Origin of the sequence: Actinopolymorpha sp. B17G11 (assembly GCF_040196095.1) — a bacterium.
GTDB lineage: Bacteria > Actinomycetota > Actinomycetes > Propionibacteriales > Actinopolymorphaceae > Thermasporomyces.
In genome coordinates, this window is the sequence record NZ_JBEFTW010000064.1 from 1 (window position 1) to 16,028 (window position 16,028).

At 68.8% G+C, this 16,028-nt stretch carries 18 protein-coding genes; 9 read left to right on the forward strand and 9 right to left on the reverse strand.

What is annotated here, in order from left to right; genetic code table 11:
• Positions 1-174: 174 nt before the first annotated feature.
• Together ABN028_RS33825 and ABN028_RS33830 are read right to left on the reverse strand one after the other, a co-directional pair.
• Entirely contained in the window at positions 175-1,197 is a 1,023-nt protein-coding gene (locus ABN028_RS33825; protein ID WP_349331710.1) for an amidohydrolase family protein, read from the reverse strand.
• Between the two features lie 145 nt (positions 1,198-1,342).
• A complete protein-coding gene (locus ABN028_RS33830) occupies positions 1,343-2,308 on the reverse strand; it encodes a helix-turn-helix transcriptional regulator (RefSeq protein ID WP_349699447.1) in 966 nt (321 codons plus the stop codon).
• 157 nt (positions 2,309-2,465) lie between these two features.
• Between ABN028_RS33830 and ABN028_RS33835 the strand changes: the two genes are divergently transcribed.
• From ABN028_RS33835 to ABN028_RS33845, 3 genes are all read left to right on the forward strand, one after another.
• Positions 2,466-2,804 (forward strand): DUF1905 domain-containing protein, encoded by a 339-nt coding sequence (locus ABN028_RS33835; RefSeq protein WP_349699448.1) that lies wholly within the window; start codon positions 2,466-2,468, stop codon positions 2,802-2,804.
• 149 nt (positions 2,805-2,953) lie between these two features.
• Positions 2,954-3,364 (forward strand): hypothetical protein, encoded by a 411-nt coding sequence (locus ABN028_RS33840; RefSeq protein ID WP_349699449.1) that lies wholly within the window; start codon positions 2,954-2,956, stop codon positions 3,362-3,364.
• A 172-nt stretch (positions 3,365-3,536) separates the two neighbouring features.
• Positions 3,537-4,529, forward strand: coding sequence for a GNAT family N-acetyltransferase (locus tag ABN028_RS33845; protein WP_349699450.1), 993 nt, complete (start codon positions 3,537-3,539; stop codon positions 4,527-4,529).
• Positions 4,530-4,746: 217 nt separating this feature from the next.
• Here the strand turns inward: ABN028_RS33845 and ABN028_RS33850 are convergent, their stop codons facing one another.
• Positions 4,747-5,274 carry an HAD domain-containing protein gene (locus ABN028_RS33850; protein WP_349699451.1) on the reverse strand — a complete coding sequence of 176 codons (528 nt, stop codon included), beginning with the start codon at positions 5,272-5,274 and terminating at the stop codon, positions 4,747-4,749.
• Positions 5,275-5,443: 169 nt separating this feature from the next.
• On the opposite strand from ABN028_RS33850, the gene ABN028_RS33855 reads away from it, so the two are divergent.
• Complete coding sequence (locus ABN028_RS33855; protein ID WP_349699452.1) at positions 5,444-6,265, forward strand: ArsR/SmtB family transcription factor; 822 nt, start codon at positions 5,444-5,446, stop codon at positions 6,263-6,265.
• 111 nt (positions 6,266-6,376) lie between these two features.
• On the opposite strand, the gene ABN028_RS33860 is transcribed toward ABN028_RS33855, so the two are convergent.
• Positions 6,377-7,012: a methylated-DNA--[protein]-cysteine S-methyltransferase gene (locus ABN028_RS33860; protein ID WP_349699453.1), complete on the reverse strand. Its 636-nt coding sequence runs from the start codon at positions 7,010-7,012 to the stop codon at positions 6,377-6,379.
• 303 nt (positions 7,013-7,315) lie between these two features.
• Between ABN028_RS33860 and ABN028_RS33865 the strand changes: the two genes are divergently transcribed.
• Positions 7,316-8,539 carry a PucR family transcriptional regulator gene (locus tag ABN028_RS33865; protein WP_349331718.1) on the forward strand — a complete coding sequence of 408 codons (1,224 nt, stop codon included), beginning with the start codon at positions 7,316-7,318 and terminating at the stop codon, positions 8,537-8,539.
• Between the two features lie 31 nt (positions 8,540-8,570).
• Here the strand turns inward: ABN028_RS33865 and ABN028_RS33870 are convergent, their stop codons facing one another.
• Positions 8,571-9,056 (reverse strand): CBS domain-containing protein, encoded by a 486-nt coding sequence (locus ABN028_RS33870; RefSeq protein ID WP_349331719.1) that lies wholly within the window; start codon positions 9,054-9,056, stop codon positions 8,571-8,573.
• Between the two features lie 253 nt (positions 9,057-9,309).
• On the opposite strand from ABN028_RS33870, the gene nhaA reads away from it, so the two are divergent.
• Genes nhaA through ABN028_RS33885 form a run of 3 tightly spaced genes read left to right on the forward strand, consistent with a single transcriptional unit; the run spans position 9,310 to position 12,335 of the window.
• Positions 9,310-10,635 (forward strand): Na+/H+ antiporter NhaA, encoded by a 1,326-nt coding sequence (nhaA, locus tag ABN028_RS33875; protein ID WP_349699454.1) that lies wholly within the window; start codon positions 9,310-9,312, stop codon positions 10,633-10,635.
• A gap of 36 nt (positions 10,636-10,671) precedes the next feature.
• Positions 10,672-11,151: a cation:proton antiporter regulatory subunit gene (locus tag ABN028_RS33880; RefSeq protein WP_349331721.1), complete on the forward strand. Its 480-nt coding sequence runs from the start codon at positions 10,672-10,674 to the stop codon at positions 11,149-11,151.
• 11 nt (positions 11,152-11,162) lie between these two features.
• Positions 11,163-12,335 carry a cation:proton antiporter gene (locus ABN028_RS33885; RefSeq protein ID WP_349699455.1) on the forward strand — a complete coding sequence of 391 codons (1,173 nt, stop codon included), beginning with the start codon at positions 11,163-11,165 and terminating at the stop codon, positions 12,333-12,335.
• A gap of 46 nt (positions 12,336-12,381) precedes the next feature.
• Here the strand turns inward: ABN028_RS33885 and ABN028_RS33890 are convergent, their stop codons facing one another.
• Positions 12,382-12,696 (reverse strand): hypothetical protein, encoded by a 315-nt coding sequence (locus ABN028_RS33890; RefSeq protein WP_349699456.1) that lies wholly within the window; start codon positions 12,694-12,696, stop codon positions 12,382-12,384.
• A gap of 92 nt (positions 12,697-12,788) precedes the next feature.
• Positions 12,789-13,682 carry a phytanoyl-CoA dioxygenase family protein gene (locus tag ABN028_RS33895; protein ID WP_349331724.1) on the reverse strand — a complete coding sequence of 298 codons (894 nt, stop codon included), beginning with the start codon at positions 13,680-13,682 and terminating at the stop codon, positions 12,789-12,791.
• A 70-nt stretch (positions 13,683-13,752) separates the two neighbouring features.
• On the opposite strand from ABN028_RS33895, the gene ABN028_RS33900 reads away from it, so the two are divergent.
• Positions 13,753-14,736 carry a helix-turn-helix domain-containing protein gene (locus tag ABN028_RS33900; protein ID WP_349699457.1) on the forward strand — a complete coding sequence of 328 codons (984 nt, stop codon included), beginning with the start codon at positions 13,753-13,755 and terminating at the stop codon, positions 14,734-14,736.
• Positions 14,737-14,843: 107 nt separating this feature from the next.
• On the opposite strand, the gene ABN028_RS33905 is transcribed toward ABN028_RS33900, so the two are convergent.
• Positions 14,844-15,383, reverse strand: coding sequence for a DinB family protein (locus ABN028_RS33905; RefSeq protein ID WP_349699458.1), 540 nt, complete (start codon positions 15,381-15,383; stop codon positions 14,844-14,846).
• A 322-nt stretch (positions 15,384-15,705) separates the two neighbouring features.
• Positions 15,706-16,028 (reverse strand): GNAT family N-acetyltransferase (locus tag ABN028_RS33910; protein ID WP_349699459.1); only part of this gene is annotated, 323 nt, incomplete at its 5' end.

The window sequence follows — 16,028 nt, forward strand, 5'->3', positions numbered from 1 at the left end:
GCTGCCCACCGTCATCCGTCTTCTGCTGTCCAGACCCCATGGCCCCAGATGTCATCACTGTCCGTGCCCATCCCGCCGGACCCAGCCCGGCGTGTCGAGCCGGAAACACCGTTCAGTGCACAGTCCCACGCGATCAGGAAGAGACAGACGCGGCAGCAGGAAAGGAATGAGGGATCAGGGCCCGAGGCGGGCGAGAAGCTCCGCTCGCCTGTCGGGTGTGGTGAAGCTCGCCTGGATGGCGTTCCGCGCGATGTCGTGCAGCTGTCGAATGGTGAGACCGAGTGAGGCTGCCACGAGGTATTCCCGCCCGATCGTCGTACCGACCTGGATCGGATTGTCTGTCGCGAGAGCCACCGCGACACCAGCCTCGATGAGCTGAGGCAGTGGATGCTCCTCGAGCGACGGCGTGGCGCCTAGGAAGGCATTGCAGGTCAGTGCGCACTCCAAGGTGATGCCGCGGTCGATGAGCAGATCAATGAGGCCCGGTTCGGAGGCGGCGTGAATGCCGTGCCCGATGCGGGTGAGGCCGGGCGTCTGGGCCGCGGCGGCGATGTTGGCTGTGGACATTTCGCCAGCGTGCGCGGTGACGCCGAGACCGACCTCCGCGAAACGCTCAGCGAGGCGGTAGATCGGGGTCCAGTCGGCGTCGGTGAGGTACGGCTGGTACAGAAAGTCCACGCCGGCGAGGCCGTCGTCCCGGGCCCGCACGCATTCGTCGGCGATGGCGGCAACCTCGTCCGCGGGCAGTGTCGTCATGACGATGGCGATCGCCTCGGCGCGGAGCTGAGGGTACTTTTCCTGGGCGCGCTGTTCAGCCTGGCGGAAGAGTTCCATGAACCGAGCCTTGCGTATTGTGCGGCCGTCGCCTCGCACCTCCACGTAGTGCGCGCCCGCCTCGGCCTCGAATTCCAGGAGTTCGGCAAATCGGGCTACGAAGAGGTCGTCATCATCGTCGGCTAACGGAACTGGTTTTACCGTGCCGATGAGACGCAAGCGTTCTTGTCCGGCTGGAACGGTCTCGATTATCTGACGGCGCCAGGCCGACCAGTCATATGGTGGTCGACCGTCACGCCTGGAAAAGATGCGGTCCAGGCATCGCTCAGCCTCTTGGTGCAGATGCAGGTCGGCCTTGGGAATCGCGTCGATCGCTCGTAGACAATCGCTGGTCATCGCGTTCGTGGGATCGGTGCTCAGCATCGGCGGCCGTATCGATTCGAGGAATTCGGATTGGCTGATTTTACTTGAACATTCCCCTGGACATGCTGACGGCCGGCTGGGAGCGCATACGGGCGAAGAAACGTGTCCGGAAATTGCCAGGGCTGCGACGATGGCCGGACCCAGGTCAAAGCCGTGGACTCTCGCCCGCGGCCAGCAGTCGCTGCCCGATGGTCCGCGCGGCTTCCTGGAGTTCGGGGCACTTCACGATCCGGTACGACCTCGGCAGCGTCGCGAGTTGCTCGGCGTACCAGATCGGGTTGCTGGTGCTGCCGACCAGTCGGGTGGTCTGAGAGTCGACTGGTTCGAGCCGCCCGAGGGCGCGGGGGAGGCAAGGCGTCACGGTGTCGAGGGGCGCGTCGATGACGACCTCGGTGGCGTAGTCCCAGCCGACGGCGAGGTGCGTTTCGAGGTCGGCGACGGGGTCGAGGTCGGCGGGCGGAGTGAAAATGCCGTCGAGGATCTCGACGGCGGTGACCCGGTCGATGCGGTAGGCGCGCCGATCGTTCGCATGGTGGGACCAGCAGAGCAGGTACCACCGGCCGTGGCGTACGACGACCGCCCACGGGTCAACCTCGCTCACCCACTCGGACCCGGCCTCGGAGCGGTAGGCGAGCCGCACCCGTCGGTGGTTCGAGCGGGCCTCGACGAGCGCGGTCGTGGTTTCGGGGTCGGGCCGGGCGGCGGAGCGGTCGGGGGCGGGCGCGGTGCTTCGACGGACGGCCTCGGCCTGGGCAGCCACCGGCTCCGGGAGTGCCTGCACGATCTTGCCGAGTGCGCTGCCGACCAGGGTTGCCGGATCGCCCGCGTCGTGGTGGCCGTCGAGTACGGCCATGACCAGTCCGAGGGCTTCCGCAGCCGTGAACATCAGCGGCGGAAGCCGAAGGCCGCGGCCGAGGCGGTAGCCGCCGTGGGGTCCACGGACGGACTCGATCGGGATACCGGCCTCGCGGAGGATGCCGACATATCTCCGGGCGGCCCGCTCCGAGACACCGAGCTTGTCGGCGAGCCGGTCGGCGGTGATGCCCGGGCTGGCCTGGAGGAGCTCGAGGGCCAGGAGGGCCCTTGCGGTGGGGCTTGCGTCGTACGGCATTCGAAGTCCAGATTCCGGAAGTGAAACGTCCGGATCGGAGCGTAGCGTGTGGCGCCATGACCAAGGAAGACCGACGCCGAGGGCGACGGGGCCGGCAAGTGCAACGCCCGTTGAGCCGCGACCGATTGGGTCTTCCCTACGACGAACGATCACAGCCATGATGGCGGCCATGGAAGAGGCGGCCGAGGGGGACCACGACGGCATGGTCGTGGAGTTCAGCGGCGAGATCTGGCAGTGGCGGGGCCCGGCGCCGTACTACTTCGTCACCGTGCCGGAGGAGGAGAGCCTCGACCTGCAGTCGGTTTCCGCGGCAGTCACCTACGGCTGGGGGATGATCCCCGTCCAGGTGCGGATCGGCGACACCGAGTGGGCGACGTCCCTGTGGCCCAAGGACGGGGGATACGTCGTACCGCTGAAGGACATGGTGCGCAGGGCCGAGGGGCTTGACGACGGCGACACCGTCACGGTCCGGCTGACCACGAGTGGTCGCCAGTAACCCGAGTGGCACCCGAGCTGTACCCACGGCCGGGGACGCCCGCAGGTTCTGCGTCCCGCCGGCGACCGGGACCCCTCCCACCCGCTCGGCGATACGCTCCGGAGAAGTAGGACGAACTGGTCATATCCGCAGCGACTGCGAGGACGGCGATGAGCTCTGTCGGTCCGGAACACCTGCCCTCCCCCGACGCGGACCAGCCGCCAGTTGAGCAACGTCCGCGCGCGGTCACCGTCGCCGCCGGGCTCTGGCTGGCGTTGGGCATCGTCCTCGCGGTGGCTGCCCTTTGGTACTGGGCGCAGCAGAGCGGGACCGGCGCGTCGCTGTCGCCTGTTGTGGTGTTCCTCGTCGTCGGGCTGGGCGTGGTCTTCGTGGTGGCGTCGACGCGGCTGCGACGCGGAAGTGCCGTTGCCCGGATCGTGCTGACCGTCCTCGGCGGTCTCTTCATACTCGCACTCTGGCCCATACCCGTGGTGGTGCCCGCCGTGGTGCTGCAGTTCCTCCCGGCAAGCAACGCGTGGTTCCGGTGGCAGGCGGCGCTACCTCGGCCGGAACAGCCCTGAGCCGATCGCGGTGGACACGGCAACTCCTCAGCCATACTCTCGCAGGGCGCTGGAGGGCGCTTCCGGGTCCGCGGGAAGGGCATAGTCCACCTTCGTTCGACCTACGTATGCACGTCGCCGGCCTCTACTTTCTGGCCTGAACGTGGACCCAGGCGCTCGAGAAGGAGACGCCATGGCTGTCCGTTCGCCGACATCTGATCCGGAGCCGCTCCATCGCCGACTCCAGTTGGCTGGAGCGTCCAACCACCAGAGCATGTTCAGTACGCATGCGGTGGCTGCCGGCGGATCGGTGCGACGCACGTACGACGGCGTGGTGGCCTACCGGCCCGGCACGGAGATCCTCGTGGGCTTTCCAGACGTACCGTCGGCCGAGGCGTCCGAGTTCGCCGACGAGGTGGTGGCCTTCGCCCGACAGCATCGCCCTCTCGGTCAGGTGGGCTGGTGGTCGATGGATGAGCGGGCGGTCGACGACCTCGGACCCCGGCTTCTCGCTCGGGGCTTTCACTGGGGTTGGCGGCCGAACTGGATGGGACTGGACCTCACGAACCTCGTCGAGGACAATCCCGAGCCCGAGGGTCTGGTCGTGGCCGAGATCGACAAGGACACCGATCGCGGTCTGGAGGATCTGCCGTATCGGCCGGTGGCCAGCGATGGGACCGTCCCATCGCTGCGGTGCTTCGCCGCGTTCCTCGAGGATGTCGGTGTGGGCGCCGTCATGCTGCACCTGTCCGAGTTCGAAGGGGAGTCGATCGGCGGAATCTATGACACGGCCGTCGTGGCCGGCGTCCGGCGGCAGGGCATCGGCACGGCGCTGACGGTCGCCGCATGCCGATCTGCGCGAGAGTTGGGCTGCCAGCACGTTCTGCTCAACGCGACGGCCATGGGTGAGCCGGTCTATCGGCGGGCGGGCTTCAGGGCGTTGGGTGAGGCCGGTCAGACCTGGTGGATGCCCCACGAGACGCTCCAAGCCCCGCCACCACCGCGCGAGGAGGTAGTCCTCGTGGAGGCGATTGGACGCGGAGACGTGTCCGCCGTCCGTGGTGCACTGCAGGTCGAACCGCGGGCCCTCGAACGCAGGTTCAGCTGTGGACTCACCCTCGGCGAGATCGCTGAGGTGACCCACCAGCACACGATCACGCGGTTGCTCACGTCGTACAAGCCCTGATGTGCACCGGCGCGACGTCACCTGCCGCCCCGGCCGCGCGTGATCCGGCGCGACGGACGCTTTCTGACCGTCCGGGTCGATCACGCGGAGGCAAAGTGGTCAACTGTCTGTCTGCCCGGGAGGTCGGGGCGCGCTCGACATGCAGGTTCGGCTGCTGGCTCATCGACATTCCCCTTCCTGGCGTTGCTGTTCGGTCACCCGACTGGACCATGGGCCGTCAGTTCGTGGGCTCGGCTTGCGCGCTGGGTATTCGCCGGAGCCAGTCGTTGAGGGTGTCGAAGTCCACGAGCGTGAGGCCGTGTTGAGAGTCGACGCGGTGAAGCAGGGCCGGGCCGTGATGGTGTGTCGTGACCCATGACCGGTCCAGTTCGCCGATCTCGTCGTCCACCCAGATGAACGGGCGTCCTGCGGCAGCCTCGACGAGGGCCTTGGTCTTCCAGTGCAACACGCTGAAATCGTCTTCCTCGGGTGCGTCCGGAAGGTCGGCCACTGGTAGCTCTGGCAGTCCGAGCAGCGGAGCGATCACCTCGTTGGCGCCATGCATCCACGCCGTTGCCCAGACGAGTTCGCAGGACAAGGCCCGCAGCAGCGGGCCGTGTGCCGGATCGAGCTTCGCGAGCTGTGGATTCGACGCGTCCTGCCATGCGTCCCAGTCGATGGGCGAGGGACGCGGAACGCCGCCGACCGGCAGGAGGGTCCCGTCGACGTCCAGGAACAGCAGGGGGCGCCGTGCATGATCGGCCACGGCCGCACCGTATCGGCTTTCGCGCGAGGCAAGCCGTTGGGCCGTTCATGGGGCCGGCGGCGCCGTGATGTCGGGCCACCGCCCGGCAGGTCCGGGTGCGGTTGACATGCAGCCAGTTGGCTGCCTAAAATTGTAGGCAGCCAACTGGCTGCATGTTTGGGGGTGGCAGATGGACGAGGTGTTCAAGGCACTGGCGGACCCGAGCCGGCGGCGGCTGCTCGACAGCCTGAACGCACGAAACGGCCAGAGCCTGCGCGAACTCTGTGCGGGTCTGGACATGGCCCGGCAGTCCGTCAGCAAGCACCTCAGCCTCTTGGAGGCCGCCAACCTGGTCGCCACCGTGTGGCGCGGCCGGGAGAAGTTGCACTACCTCAACGCCGAACCGATCAACGCCATCGCCCAGCGGTGGATCAGCCAGTACGACCGCGATCGGGTCCACGCACTCGCCGACCTGAAGACAGCATTGGAGTCAGAACCCATGAGCAAGCCGGAGTTCGTCTACACCACCTACATCAACACCACGCCCGAACGACTCTGGCAGGCGTTGACCGATCCCGCGTTCACCGCGCGGTACTGGGGGACCACGTTCGATACGGACTGGAAGGTGGGATCGTCGATGACCTGGAACGAGCACGGCATCACCACCGCCGACCCCGGCCAGGTCATCCTCGAGTCCGAGCCCTGCCGCCGACTTTCCTACACCTGGCACACCTTCACACCCGAGTGGTACGCCGGTGCGAAGGATTGGGTGAGCGCGGACTTCCTCGACAGGGCGGTGAAGGAACGCCGGTCCAAGGTGACCTTCGACATCGAACCTGCCGGACCGTTGGTCAAGCTGACCGTCGTCCACGACGGCTTCGAGCCCGACAGCGTCGTCCTGGAAACTGTCAGCCAAGGCTGGCCGCACCTGTTGTCCAGTCTCAAGTCGCTGCTGGAGACTGGCGAACCCCTTCCTGACCCCGAGCCGGTCGGCGCCCGCCAGGGAGGCTGAGCGGCCCGCGGGCGCGCCCATCGACCTGATCACGGTCAGGTCGATGGCCGCGGACGCGGTCGGGTTCCAGTTTCCGGCGGGCGGCCGGTGCGATGTCGGTGGCGGCGGAGGTCACGATGCGGCCTCCATCTCCAGCAGGGTCCTCTTGGCGGTGACGCCCCCGACATACCTCCCGATCGAACCGTTGGCGAGGACCACGCGGTGGCAGGGCACGACGACGGGGAGCGGGTTGCGCGCGCACGCGGTACCGACCGCGCGCACCGCTGCCGGGCTGCCTGCAGCCGCGGCGACGGTGCCGTAGCTCGCGGTCGTGCCGTAGCCGATCTCGCGGAGATGATCGAGCACGAGCCGGCGGAAGCCGCGAGCGAGCCGCATGTCCAGGGGCAGGTCGAAGGCTCGTCGGCGGCCGGTGAAGTACTCGTCGATCTGCCTGGCCGCCGGATCGAGTCGGGCAGGGGTGCGGAGGATGCGCGGGCTGACCTCGCCGGCGAGGGCGTCGAGGACCTTCTCGTGACCCTCGATCGGGTACGCCACGCGGACCAGCCCACGTTCGGTCGCCGCGACGAGCAGCTCGCCGACGGGGGTGTCGACCGTGCGGTACGCGACATCGAGGATTCCGGCCCGCTGGGCCTGGTCGGTCAGGTGGTCGCGGAGCCGGTCGTACGCCTCGCCGAGCGGATCGGCGTCGGTCGCCCGCTCGAGGGCGGCGCGCAGGTCGGCGTCGGGTTCTGGCGCGGTGGTGATCATCGGGTGATCCCCTCCTGTAGGCGGTTCTCACCCTGTCAACGCACGGCCCAGGGCGATTCGTGAGGTCGCCGCGGGAGATCGTCCGTCCGACGCGCCGAGTCTGCGGTCGAGGATGGCGCCAGCCGGCGGACTGGGCGGAAGGTCTGGTTCGTCGTGCTGTTCGCAAGATGTGGCGCCTGCGTTCGCGGTCCTGGCAATCAACCCGGCCGCTGCTTGCCTGTCACCGGCAACCAGTGCTGCCCACCGGGGCCCTCGGCCGCGGCATGTTTGCCGTACCGACGCAAACCAGGTGATGCTCGAGGGGTGCGAGGACGTGCAGCGGGCAGCGCGCGGGCGCTTCCGGGGGGCAGTGGCGGTCCCGGTCGCCTCCGGACGGTCGATCTTGCCGGAGTCCCGGCCCTGGCGAGCCAGGACGCAAAGGGCGCACCGGCCGACCTGCTCGGTGACTACCTGCTCGTGCTGTCAGAAATGAGCGCCACAGGTCGCCGGCTCCGTCGGGAGGAGCTCGAAACCAGGCGGGCTGTCGGTGTCCGGGCCGCGGAGCGAGGCGTGCCTCTGCGGGTGGTCATCGATCTCTACCTCAGTGCGACGTGGCTGGCCTGGCCACTGCTGCCAGGGGTACGTCGGGCCCGAGGCATCACCGAGCTTCGGAGCCTCGGGGAGAAGCTCTTCCGCGCGGCCGACGCGTCCGTCAGCGCGATAGCCGAGGGTTACGAAGGTGCCCAGCGTCGGGCCATCCGGCAGGAGGAGGCGCAGCGCCGTGAGTTCATCGACGATCTGCTGAACGGACATCGTGACCTGGGCATGCTGGCCGAGCGCGCCCAGCAGTTCGGACTCCGGCTCGCGGGTGCGCATGTCGTTGCGGCCGCGGAGGCTGAGCAGCCCTTTGCCGAGGGCGATCCGGTGGCCCGCAGAGTCGAGCGGGCTCTTCTGTCGCGGTTCGGCTCGCGGGACCTTCTCGTGACCACGAAGGAGGGGCTGCTGCTCTGCCTCACCGCAGATGACCTGACCGACGTACCCGACCAGTTCGCCAGTGAGGTGGAGAAGGCGATCGGGAACGACACCGGGTGGCGCGTGGCGATCGGGCGGGCGCATTCCGGCCCGGGCGGCGTCGTGCGGTCGTTCGAACAGGCGCGTAGCGCTCTCGAGTTCGCTCGGCAGCTCAAGCTCGAGGCACGTGTTCTTCGGGCGGCCGATCTGCTCGTGTTCCAGGTCCTCTTCCGTGATCGTGCGGCACTCGCCGAGCTGGTCACCGCGGTGCTGGGTCCTCTGGCGGAGGCACGTGGTGGCGCAAGACCGCTGCTCGACACGCTGTCGGCCTACTTCTCGGCCGGAAGCGTGGCGACCGTTGCGGCGCGCCGCCTGCAGATCGGTACCCGGACGGTCACCTATCGCCTCGACCGGATCAAGGCGCTGACCGGATACTCCCCGGATGATTCGATGCAGCGGTTTGCGTTGGAGGTGGCGGTCCTGGGTGCGCAACTGCTCGACTGGCCCGAGGTCGAGACCCCCCGCGAGCGAGCGTAGGCGCCCCTCCCTGTGGCGCCCTCGTATCCGACTATCCGCGCGACGTCCGGGGACGCGCTTGACGCGGTAGGGACGGCGACAGCAGGCACTCGAGCACCTGACTCGCCGTGATGACACCGCGCAGGTGCTGCCCGTCGCGAACGCCGACGAGCGGGCAGCGCAGCTGAATCATCACCGACGCCAGCTCGATGAGCGTGGCCTGCCCATCCACGACAGCCAGCTGCGCCGGGGATGGCGGCACGATGTCGCCGATCCGCCGCCCGGCAAGGTCATCGGCGATCCGATCGGCATGCTCCTCGTCGTAGACGTGGGCCAGGCAGGGACTCTCCTGGACGTACGCGGGGACGAGCGATCGCAGGATGTCCACCGTCGACACCACGAGCGGCGGCCGGGCCGTACCGCGGGTGACGATCAGGCCTGGCAGCCGCTGGCTGGCCACGAGTCTCAGTACGTGTACGGCGTCATCTTCGTGCGCGGCAACCGGGAGACTCTCCTCGACGATCTCGACAGCGCGCATGTTTCGGCCCTCCCACATCGATGGGTCCGGCAAAGTGCACCGCGGCCCTCGGACCTCAACGGTGCCTCCCGCTGCATGGTCGCTTCGTTTGTCCTGGCGCGGCAATGGCACTCCGCACCGCAGTAGGCCCCGCCTTGTTGCCGGACTACGGCAACCCCGCGCGGCGAAGCCTGGCGGCTCGCGATCTGGTCCACGAACCTCAGGCCAGCCGACGATGGCACGGCATCCGGTCACCGGAGGTTGCCGGCGCTTCGTGCGTCCCGGACCGCCGCCGGCTGGACAGCTGCTCCGGGGGTCGGCGACGGATTCATGCGGCCAGTCCACGGCGCTCGGGACCAGTCACGACAAGGGCAGGGCGGCGATGGGCCTTCGTAAGGCAGACGACACCCGGAGCACGGTTCTCGGACCGGTTGTCCGTTTCCTGAAGGAGGAGACGACCGGGGGTTACCTCCTCCTCGGTGCCGTCATGGTGGCGCTCGCCGTGGCGAACAGTCCGGCATCGTCGGCCTACGAGGGCCTCTGGACGACGAAACTCAGCATCGGCCCGGGCCCACTCGCGATCACCGAAGACCTCAGGCACTGGATCAACGACGGCTTGATGACCTTGTTCTTCTTCGTCGTCGGGCTGGAGATCAAGCGGGAGCTGGTGAGGGGGGAGCTGCGCGACCGGCGGACGGCGGCACTTCCCGCGATCGCCGCGGTCGGAGGCGTCGTCCTGCCGGCTCTCACGTTCCTGGTGATCTCGGGAGGTGGTGAGCGAGGAGCCGGGTGGGGGATTCCGATCGCCACGGACATCGCGTTCGCGGTCGGCGTCCTGGCAGCGCTCGGCGACCGCGTTCCTTCCGGTGCCAAGCTGCTCCTGCTCAGTATCGCGATCGTCGACGACATCCTCGCGATCGCCGTGATCGCGGTGTTCTACTCGTCCCACCTGGCACCTGGCTGGCTCGCGGCGGCCGGAGCCGGGCTCGTCCTCGTGCTGGCCCTGCGTGCCGGGGGAGTCCGTACGATCTGGCCCTACGTCGTGACAGCGCTCGGGGTCTGGTACGCAACCCACGAGTCCGGAGTCCACGCGACCATCGCAGGTGTCGCTCTCGCCCTGCTCACCCCCGCTCGACCCTTCAGGGGACGCGACGTCCTCGGCGAGCTCGAGAGCCGACTCCACCCGGTCACGGCGTTCGTCGTCGTACCGGCCTTCGCCCTCGCGAACGCCGGTGTCGACCTGCGGGGGACCGCCTTGCCCGAGGCGGCCGGCTCTCGGATCGCGTGGGGAGTGGCAGCGGGCCTGCTTCTCGGCAAGACCTTGGGAATCGGGATCGCGGCGTCCGTGGCCGTCCGCGCGCGGGTCGGCTCCCTTCCGTGCGGCTTGAGCCTCGGCAACGTGTGGGGGATCGCGGCGCTGGCGGGAATCGGATTCACCGTGTCGCTGTTCATCGCCGGCCTGGCCTACCACGATCCGGCCAGCGTGGAGCAAGCCAAGATCGGCATCTTCGCCGGCTCGCTGGCCGGCGGGGTGATCGGGGCCGCACTCCTGACTCGCTCGACGTCTGCCGAGACACGGGAGAGGGCCGCGTCGCGCTGATCGCATCGCAGGCGGTTCGTGTCCCATGATGAGGGCATGGAGGTCACCGAGGTCCTGCTGCCAGGTGTGGGAATCCGCTACGAGTTCAACACCGAAGAAGGTGAACGCGTCGGGATCATCGCCCGGCGGACTGGCGACGTCGACCTGGTCACCTACGCCGCAGCTGATCCCGATGTGGCCCGTCCCGTTCTCAGCCTGACCGCCGACGAGGCGGAAACCGTCGCCGAGATCCTCGGTGCCCCCCGGGTTGCCGAGCGATTCGCCGATCTCACCAGGGAGGTACCCGGACTCGGCGCCGGCCAGATCGAGATCGGCCGGGGCTCGCGCTTCGACGAGCGGCCGCTCGGCGACACGCGGGCGCGGACTCTGACGGGTGCCTCGATCGTCGCCATCGTCCGTGATGCCCAGGTGATCGCCTCTCCCGGACCCGGCGAGCTGCTCCGAGCAGGCGACGTCCTCGTGGTGATCGGTACGCACGACGGGATCTCGGCTGTCGAACGACTCGTCCGTAGCTGAGCGGGGTACCCGTGCACTCGTCCACCGGCCTGCTGGTCGAGCTGGGTATGGTCCTGCTCGTTCTCAGCCTTCTGGCGGTGCTTGCCCGCCGGCTCGCGCTGTCTCCCGTGCCTCTCTACCTGCTTGCCGGGCTCGCGATCGGGGACGGCGGCGTGGTGCCGACTCCGGCGGCGGGGGAGTTCGTGGAGGTGGGCGCGTCCATCGGCGTGGTCCTGCTTCTTCTGGCCCTTGGCCTGCAGTTCTCCTACTCGGAGTTCAACGACAGCATGCGGCGGCACCTACCGTCTGCTGGGGTGGACTTCCTGCTCAATGCCACGCCAGGTGCGGTCGCGGGATGGCTCCTTGGCCTCGGGTGGACCGGGAGCCTGGCGCTGGCGGGAGTCACCTGGGTGTCGTCGTCCGGCATCGTCGCCCGGCTTCTCAACGACCTCCGCCGCATGGGCAACCGGGAAACGCCATCGGTGTTGGCCGTCCTCGTCCTGGAGGACGTCGCGATGGCGCTCTACCTGCCGTTGATGACGATCCTCGCGGCGGGCGGCACCTGGCGACAGGCGGTGTTCGGCGTCGCCGCCGCATCGGGGGCGCTTCTCCTGGCGTTCACCGCGTCCCACCGGCTGGGGACGTCGGTCGACCGGATGCTCGCGGGCGCCGACACCGAACAGTTGCTGCTCCGCGTCTTCGGCCTGACGTTGTTGGTCGCCGGACTCTTCGAGTTCGCCAACGCCTCCGCGGCCGTCGGCGCGTTCCTCGTCGGGCTCGTCCTGACCGGCGAGGTGGCCGAGCGGGCTCGTCAGGTCATCACTCCGCTGCGGGACCTGTTCGCCGCCGTCTTCTTCCTCGCGATCGGGTTCACCGTCGACCCGCGTGACCTGCTACCAGTCCTGCCCGCGGCCTTACTCCTTGCCCTGGTGACCGCAGGGACCAAGGTGGTGGCGGGCTGGTACGCCGCGGCGCGCGACGGAGCCGGTCCACGTGGTCGGCTCCGCGCCGGTACGGTGCTCATCACCCGGGGCGAGTTCTCCCTCGTGATCATCGGCTTGACCGGCATGGCCGGCCTCCTCACCTCGCTCGCCACGGCGTACGTGATCGTGCTTGCCGTGATCTGCCCCCTGGCGACGCGGTTCACCGGCATCGCCGGGCCGTCGCCCGCTGCGCTCCAGCCTCGCGCGGTCGACCCGGTCTGATCCGCCCGGGCCACCGAGCCGCCGGGCCACTGGACCGGTCCTGCGCTCAGTCGCTCACGTCGACGAGCTTTTCGAACCAGAACTCGTGCTTGAGGAACGACACGTCGTACTCGTGACCCGGATACGGCGGGATCAGCTGGGCGGCCTGGATGAGCCGCCAGCCGTCCTGCAGGGCGGCGACGCCGGTGTCGTAGGCCGGTTCGTCCGCGTCCCCTGTGGTCGGCGCCGTCCGGCCGGTCCCGTCGTAGACCGACCAGCCGATGACGGAGCTGTCGAGGGCGGACGTGGCGAGGTAGAGGACGAGCACCTGTTGCCGCAGGGTCGGTTGCGCGACCGTGGTCGGCGCGGTGGCGGCGTTCATGCAGGCTCCATTCGTTCGTACGTACACCTGCGAGAGGTCGTACGGCACCAGAGGGGGAACAGGCTCGGGATCGGACGGCCGTGGCGCGGGTGTCAGACGCCGACGGTCACGACGCGCTTCGGGTAGTTGGAGACCCGGGTCGCCCAGTAGTCGATGTCGAAGGTCTCGTCGCCGGTCAGCGCGCGCCACATCAGCACCCGGTTGTAGATCTCCAGCCGGCCGGTGGCGTGCTCATACCACGGGAAGCGGGTCCGCAGCTTCTCACCGACCGCGGGGTCGTGCAGGTCGTCGGTGTTCCACAGCCGGTGCTGGCGCACGGTGGGGTTGAAGCGGATCTTGAACATGTAGCGCTTGATGTCGCTGTCATTGCGGCGCCCGCCGTGCCAGATGCCGTGGTGGACGAAGACCACCGTGCCGGCGGGGCACACGAGCCGCGTCTGGCCGCGGAGGTTCTGGTAGCGCCCGGTGTCGGACTCGTTGGTCCGGCGCAGGTGACTGCCGGGCACGCTCAGCGTGCCGCCCATGTCGAGCGTCACGTCCTGTGGGTAGTACATGAGCTGGACGTCGAACGCGTCGACGCGTACGTCGATGATGGCGTCACCGTGCAGGGGCTGAGCCTGTCCCTGGCGAGGTGACCGCACGTGCACGGCGTGGTGGTCGATCGTCGGACCCGGGCCGACGAGACTGTGGATGGCCCCGGCGACCTTCGGCAGTTCGACCAGCCGCCGGACGAACGAACCCTCCGGGTAGGTCTCCGGGATCGACGTGCCGTAGGGCTTGTGCGGGACGCCGGCGGTGAAGACGTCGACCGCTTCGGCGTTCATCTCCGCGGGGACGACTCTCTCCATGATCAGCGAGCCGTGTGAGACGAAGTGCGCCATCTGGACCGAGGTCAGAAGGTCCTCGCGGGCGGGGTGGATGGCCATGTCCTCTCCAGGGGTGCCGGGGATCGGGCTCGTGGCGTACGCAGGCCTGCTGGTCGCCACCCATCAACGGTAGGTCGGGTAGGGCAACAAATGCGTGGGTCTCGTTCACCAGTAGTGGTAGATATTCACCATGAGCATGCATGCATCGTCCGGCTCCGGTCAGCGCCAGCTGGTCCCGGTGCGACTCGACGAGCCACCTGAAGTGGTCAGCCTCGGCGTCGGGCTGCACGGGACGGCCCGGCCGCGCGACGTGTTCCGGCTCCCGGACATGTGGCAGTTGCACCTCTACCGCTACACGGCGGAGCTCACCGTCGACACGGTTGTGCACACCATCCGTCCGGGCTATGTGAGCCTCGTGCCGCCGGGTGCCCTGGTGCAGTACCGCTACCGCGGCCGGTCCGAGCACCTGTACGCCCACCTTCGCCTGCCGCCCGCCAACGGCAGGGGATCGGAGGTGGCGGCGGCGCGGGACGACATCCCGACCGTGCATGACCCGGCGTCGCGGCAGCCTGGGGAGGCGCGGGAGGGCCCGGCGTCGTCGGCGGCGCCAGTGGTGCCGGTAGGGCAGGAGGTGCCGGTGGCGCCAGTGGTGCCGGTGGCGCCAGTGGTGCCGGTGGTGCAGCAGGTGCCGGTGGTGCAGGACAGCGGTGCCGAGATGCCGATGCTGTCCACTCTGCTGCTGCAGGCCATCGCCGCCTGGCCGCGTACTCCCGCGCGAGCGGCGGCCGAGGTGTGGGCCGCGTTGTGGCGCGTGGCCCAGCTGGGAATGCTGGCGGAGACGGGACGTACGCACGTAGCGGTGGGCACCGCCATCGCCTACATCGAGTCCCATCTCGCCGGCGAGCTCACCGTGCCGGCAGTCGCACGGGCCGCCGGAGTGTCGCACAACCACCTGACCCGACTGTTCCGGGCGGAGACGGGCGACACGGTGGTGGGCTACATCCGGCGGCGTCGGATCGAACGCGCCAGGCACCTGTTGCGGGAGTCGACCCTGCCGATCCCGACCGTGGCGGCGTCGGTGGGAATTGGTGACCTGCAGGCGTTCAACAAGGCGTGCCGCCGGTTGCTGGGATCGGCTCCCCGTGCGGTGCGCGCAGGCGCGGACAGGACATAAGGGCGCGGGAGAAGCGAGGTGTCCGGCCTGTGGACCTGCCGGGGTAAGCGACGCCGCACCCGGGCTCGGTGTAGGCGGCCGGCCGCGTGGGTCTTCGGCCTGTCCGGTCACTCTCCGATGAGGCCGTCCACCGACTCTCGGATGAGGTCGGCGTGTCCGTTGTGCCGGGCGTACTCCTCGATCATGTGCATCACGATCCACCGCACGCTGGCTGTGCGACCGTCCCAATTGGGGCGTTGTGCCCGCCGGTCTAGTCCGCCGTCGGCCAGGGCTTCGGTGAGCAGATCGCGGGAGCGGGACACCGCGTCCTGCCAGAGGGCGTGCACCTGCTCAGGGGAGTCCTGGGCAGCTGTGTGCCACTCCCAGTCGGGGTCGGCGTCCCAGTCGACGGCGTTCCACACGGCCTGACGCTCGTTCCCCCAGATGCGGTGAGAGAACCAGTGGTCCTCGACGTAGGCCAGGTGCTTGAGCATCCCGCCCAACGTCATCGTCGAGACGCCCACGGTCGCCTTCAGACCGGCCTCGTCCAGGCCGGCGCACTTCCACGCGAACGTCGCGCGCTGGTACTCCAGGAACCCTACGAGGGTCTCGATCTCGTCAGAGGCCAGAGGAGGCTCCGGCCGGCCCTGCTCGTCCAGGGTGCTCATCACTCCACTCTCCAAACGTGTGTCGGAATCCTGTGCCGCATCCACGTCATGGAACACGGCCGGGTCATGATGGGTCGTCGAATCGGGTCTGGTTCGGTGTTCGACCGTCAGTTCAGCTGTCCCGAGGCCGTGCCTGGGCAGCCCTGGCCGATGTGAGCGCTGCTAGGGGGTGTCTGATGCATCACGATCGGCTCGCGGCGTCCCGCATCCCGCCTGGCTGCGTTCTCGTCGATCGGCGCACAAGACCAGTGCGCCTTCCTCCTCGGCCTTGCCAGCCGGGCGCGGATACGCCGCTCACTGATCGAGATCCATCAGACACCCCCTAGAAATCGATGCGCATGAGGATGCGCCTGGTGGTGGGTCTGCTCACCTCGACGAAGCCGGCTGCGGTGAAGACGGCGGGGGTACCGACGTGTCCGACCTCGGTGCTGTGGGGATAGCCCTCCAGGGCGCGGGCGCCGCGTTGTCGGGCGAAGTCGACGGCGGCGCGGGCCAGTGCCCGGCTGATGCCGCGGCGTCGGAAGCCGGCCCGGGTGACAAAGCACGTCACCGCCCACACGCTGTCATCGGTCTTGTCTTCGGTTCGACCGGCCCAGGGGACGGGGCAGTGGCTCAGCAGGCGCGGGTTGGACGGTCGCGGGTCGA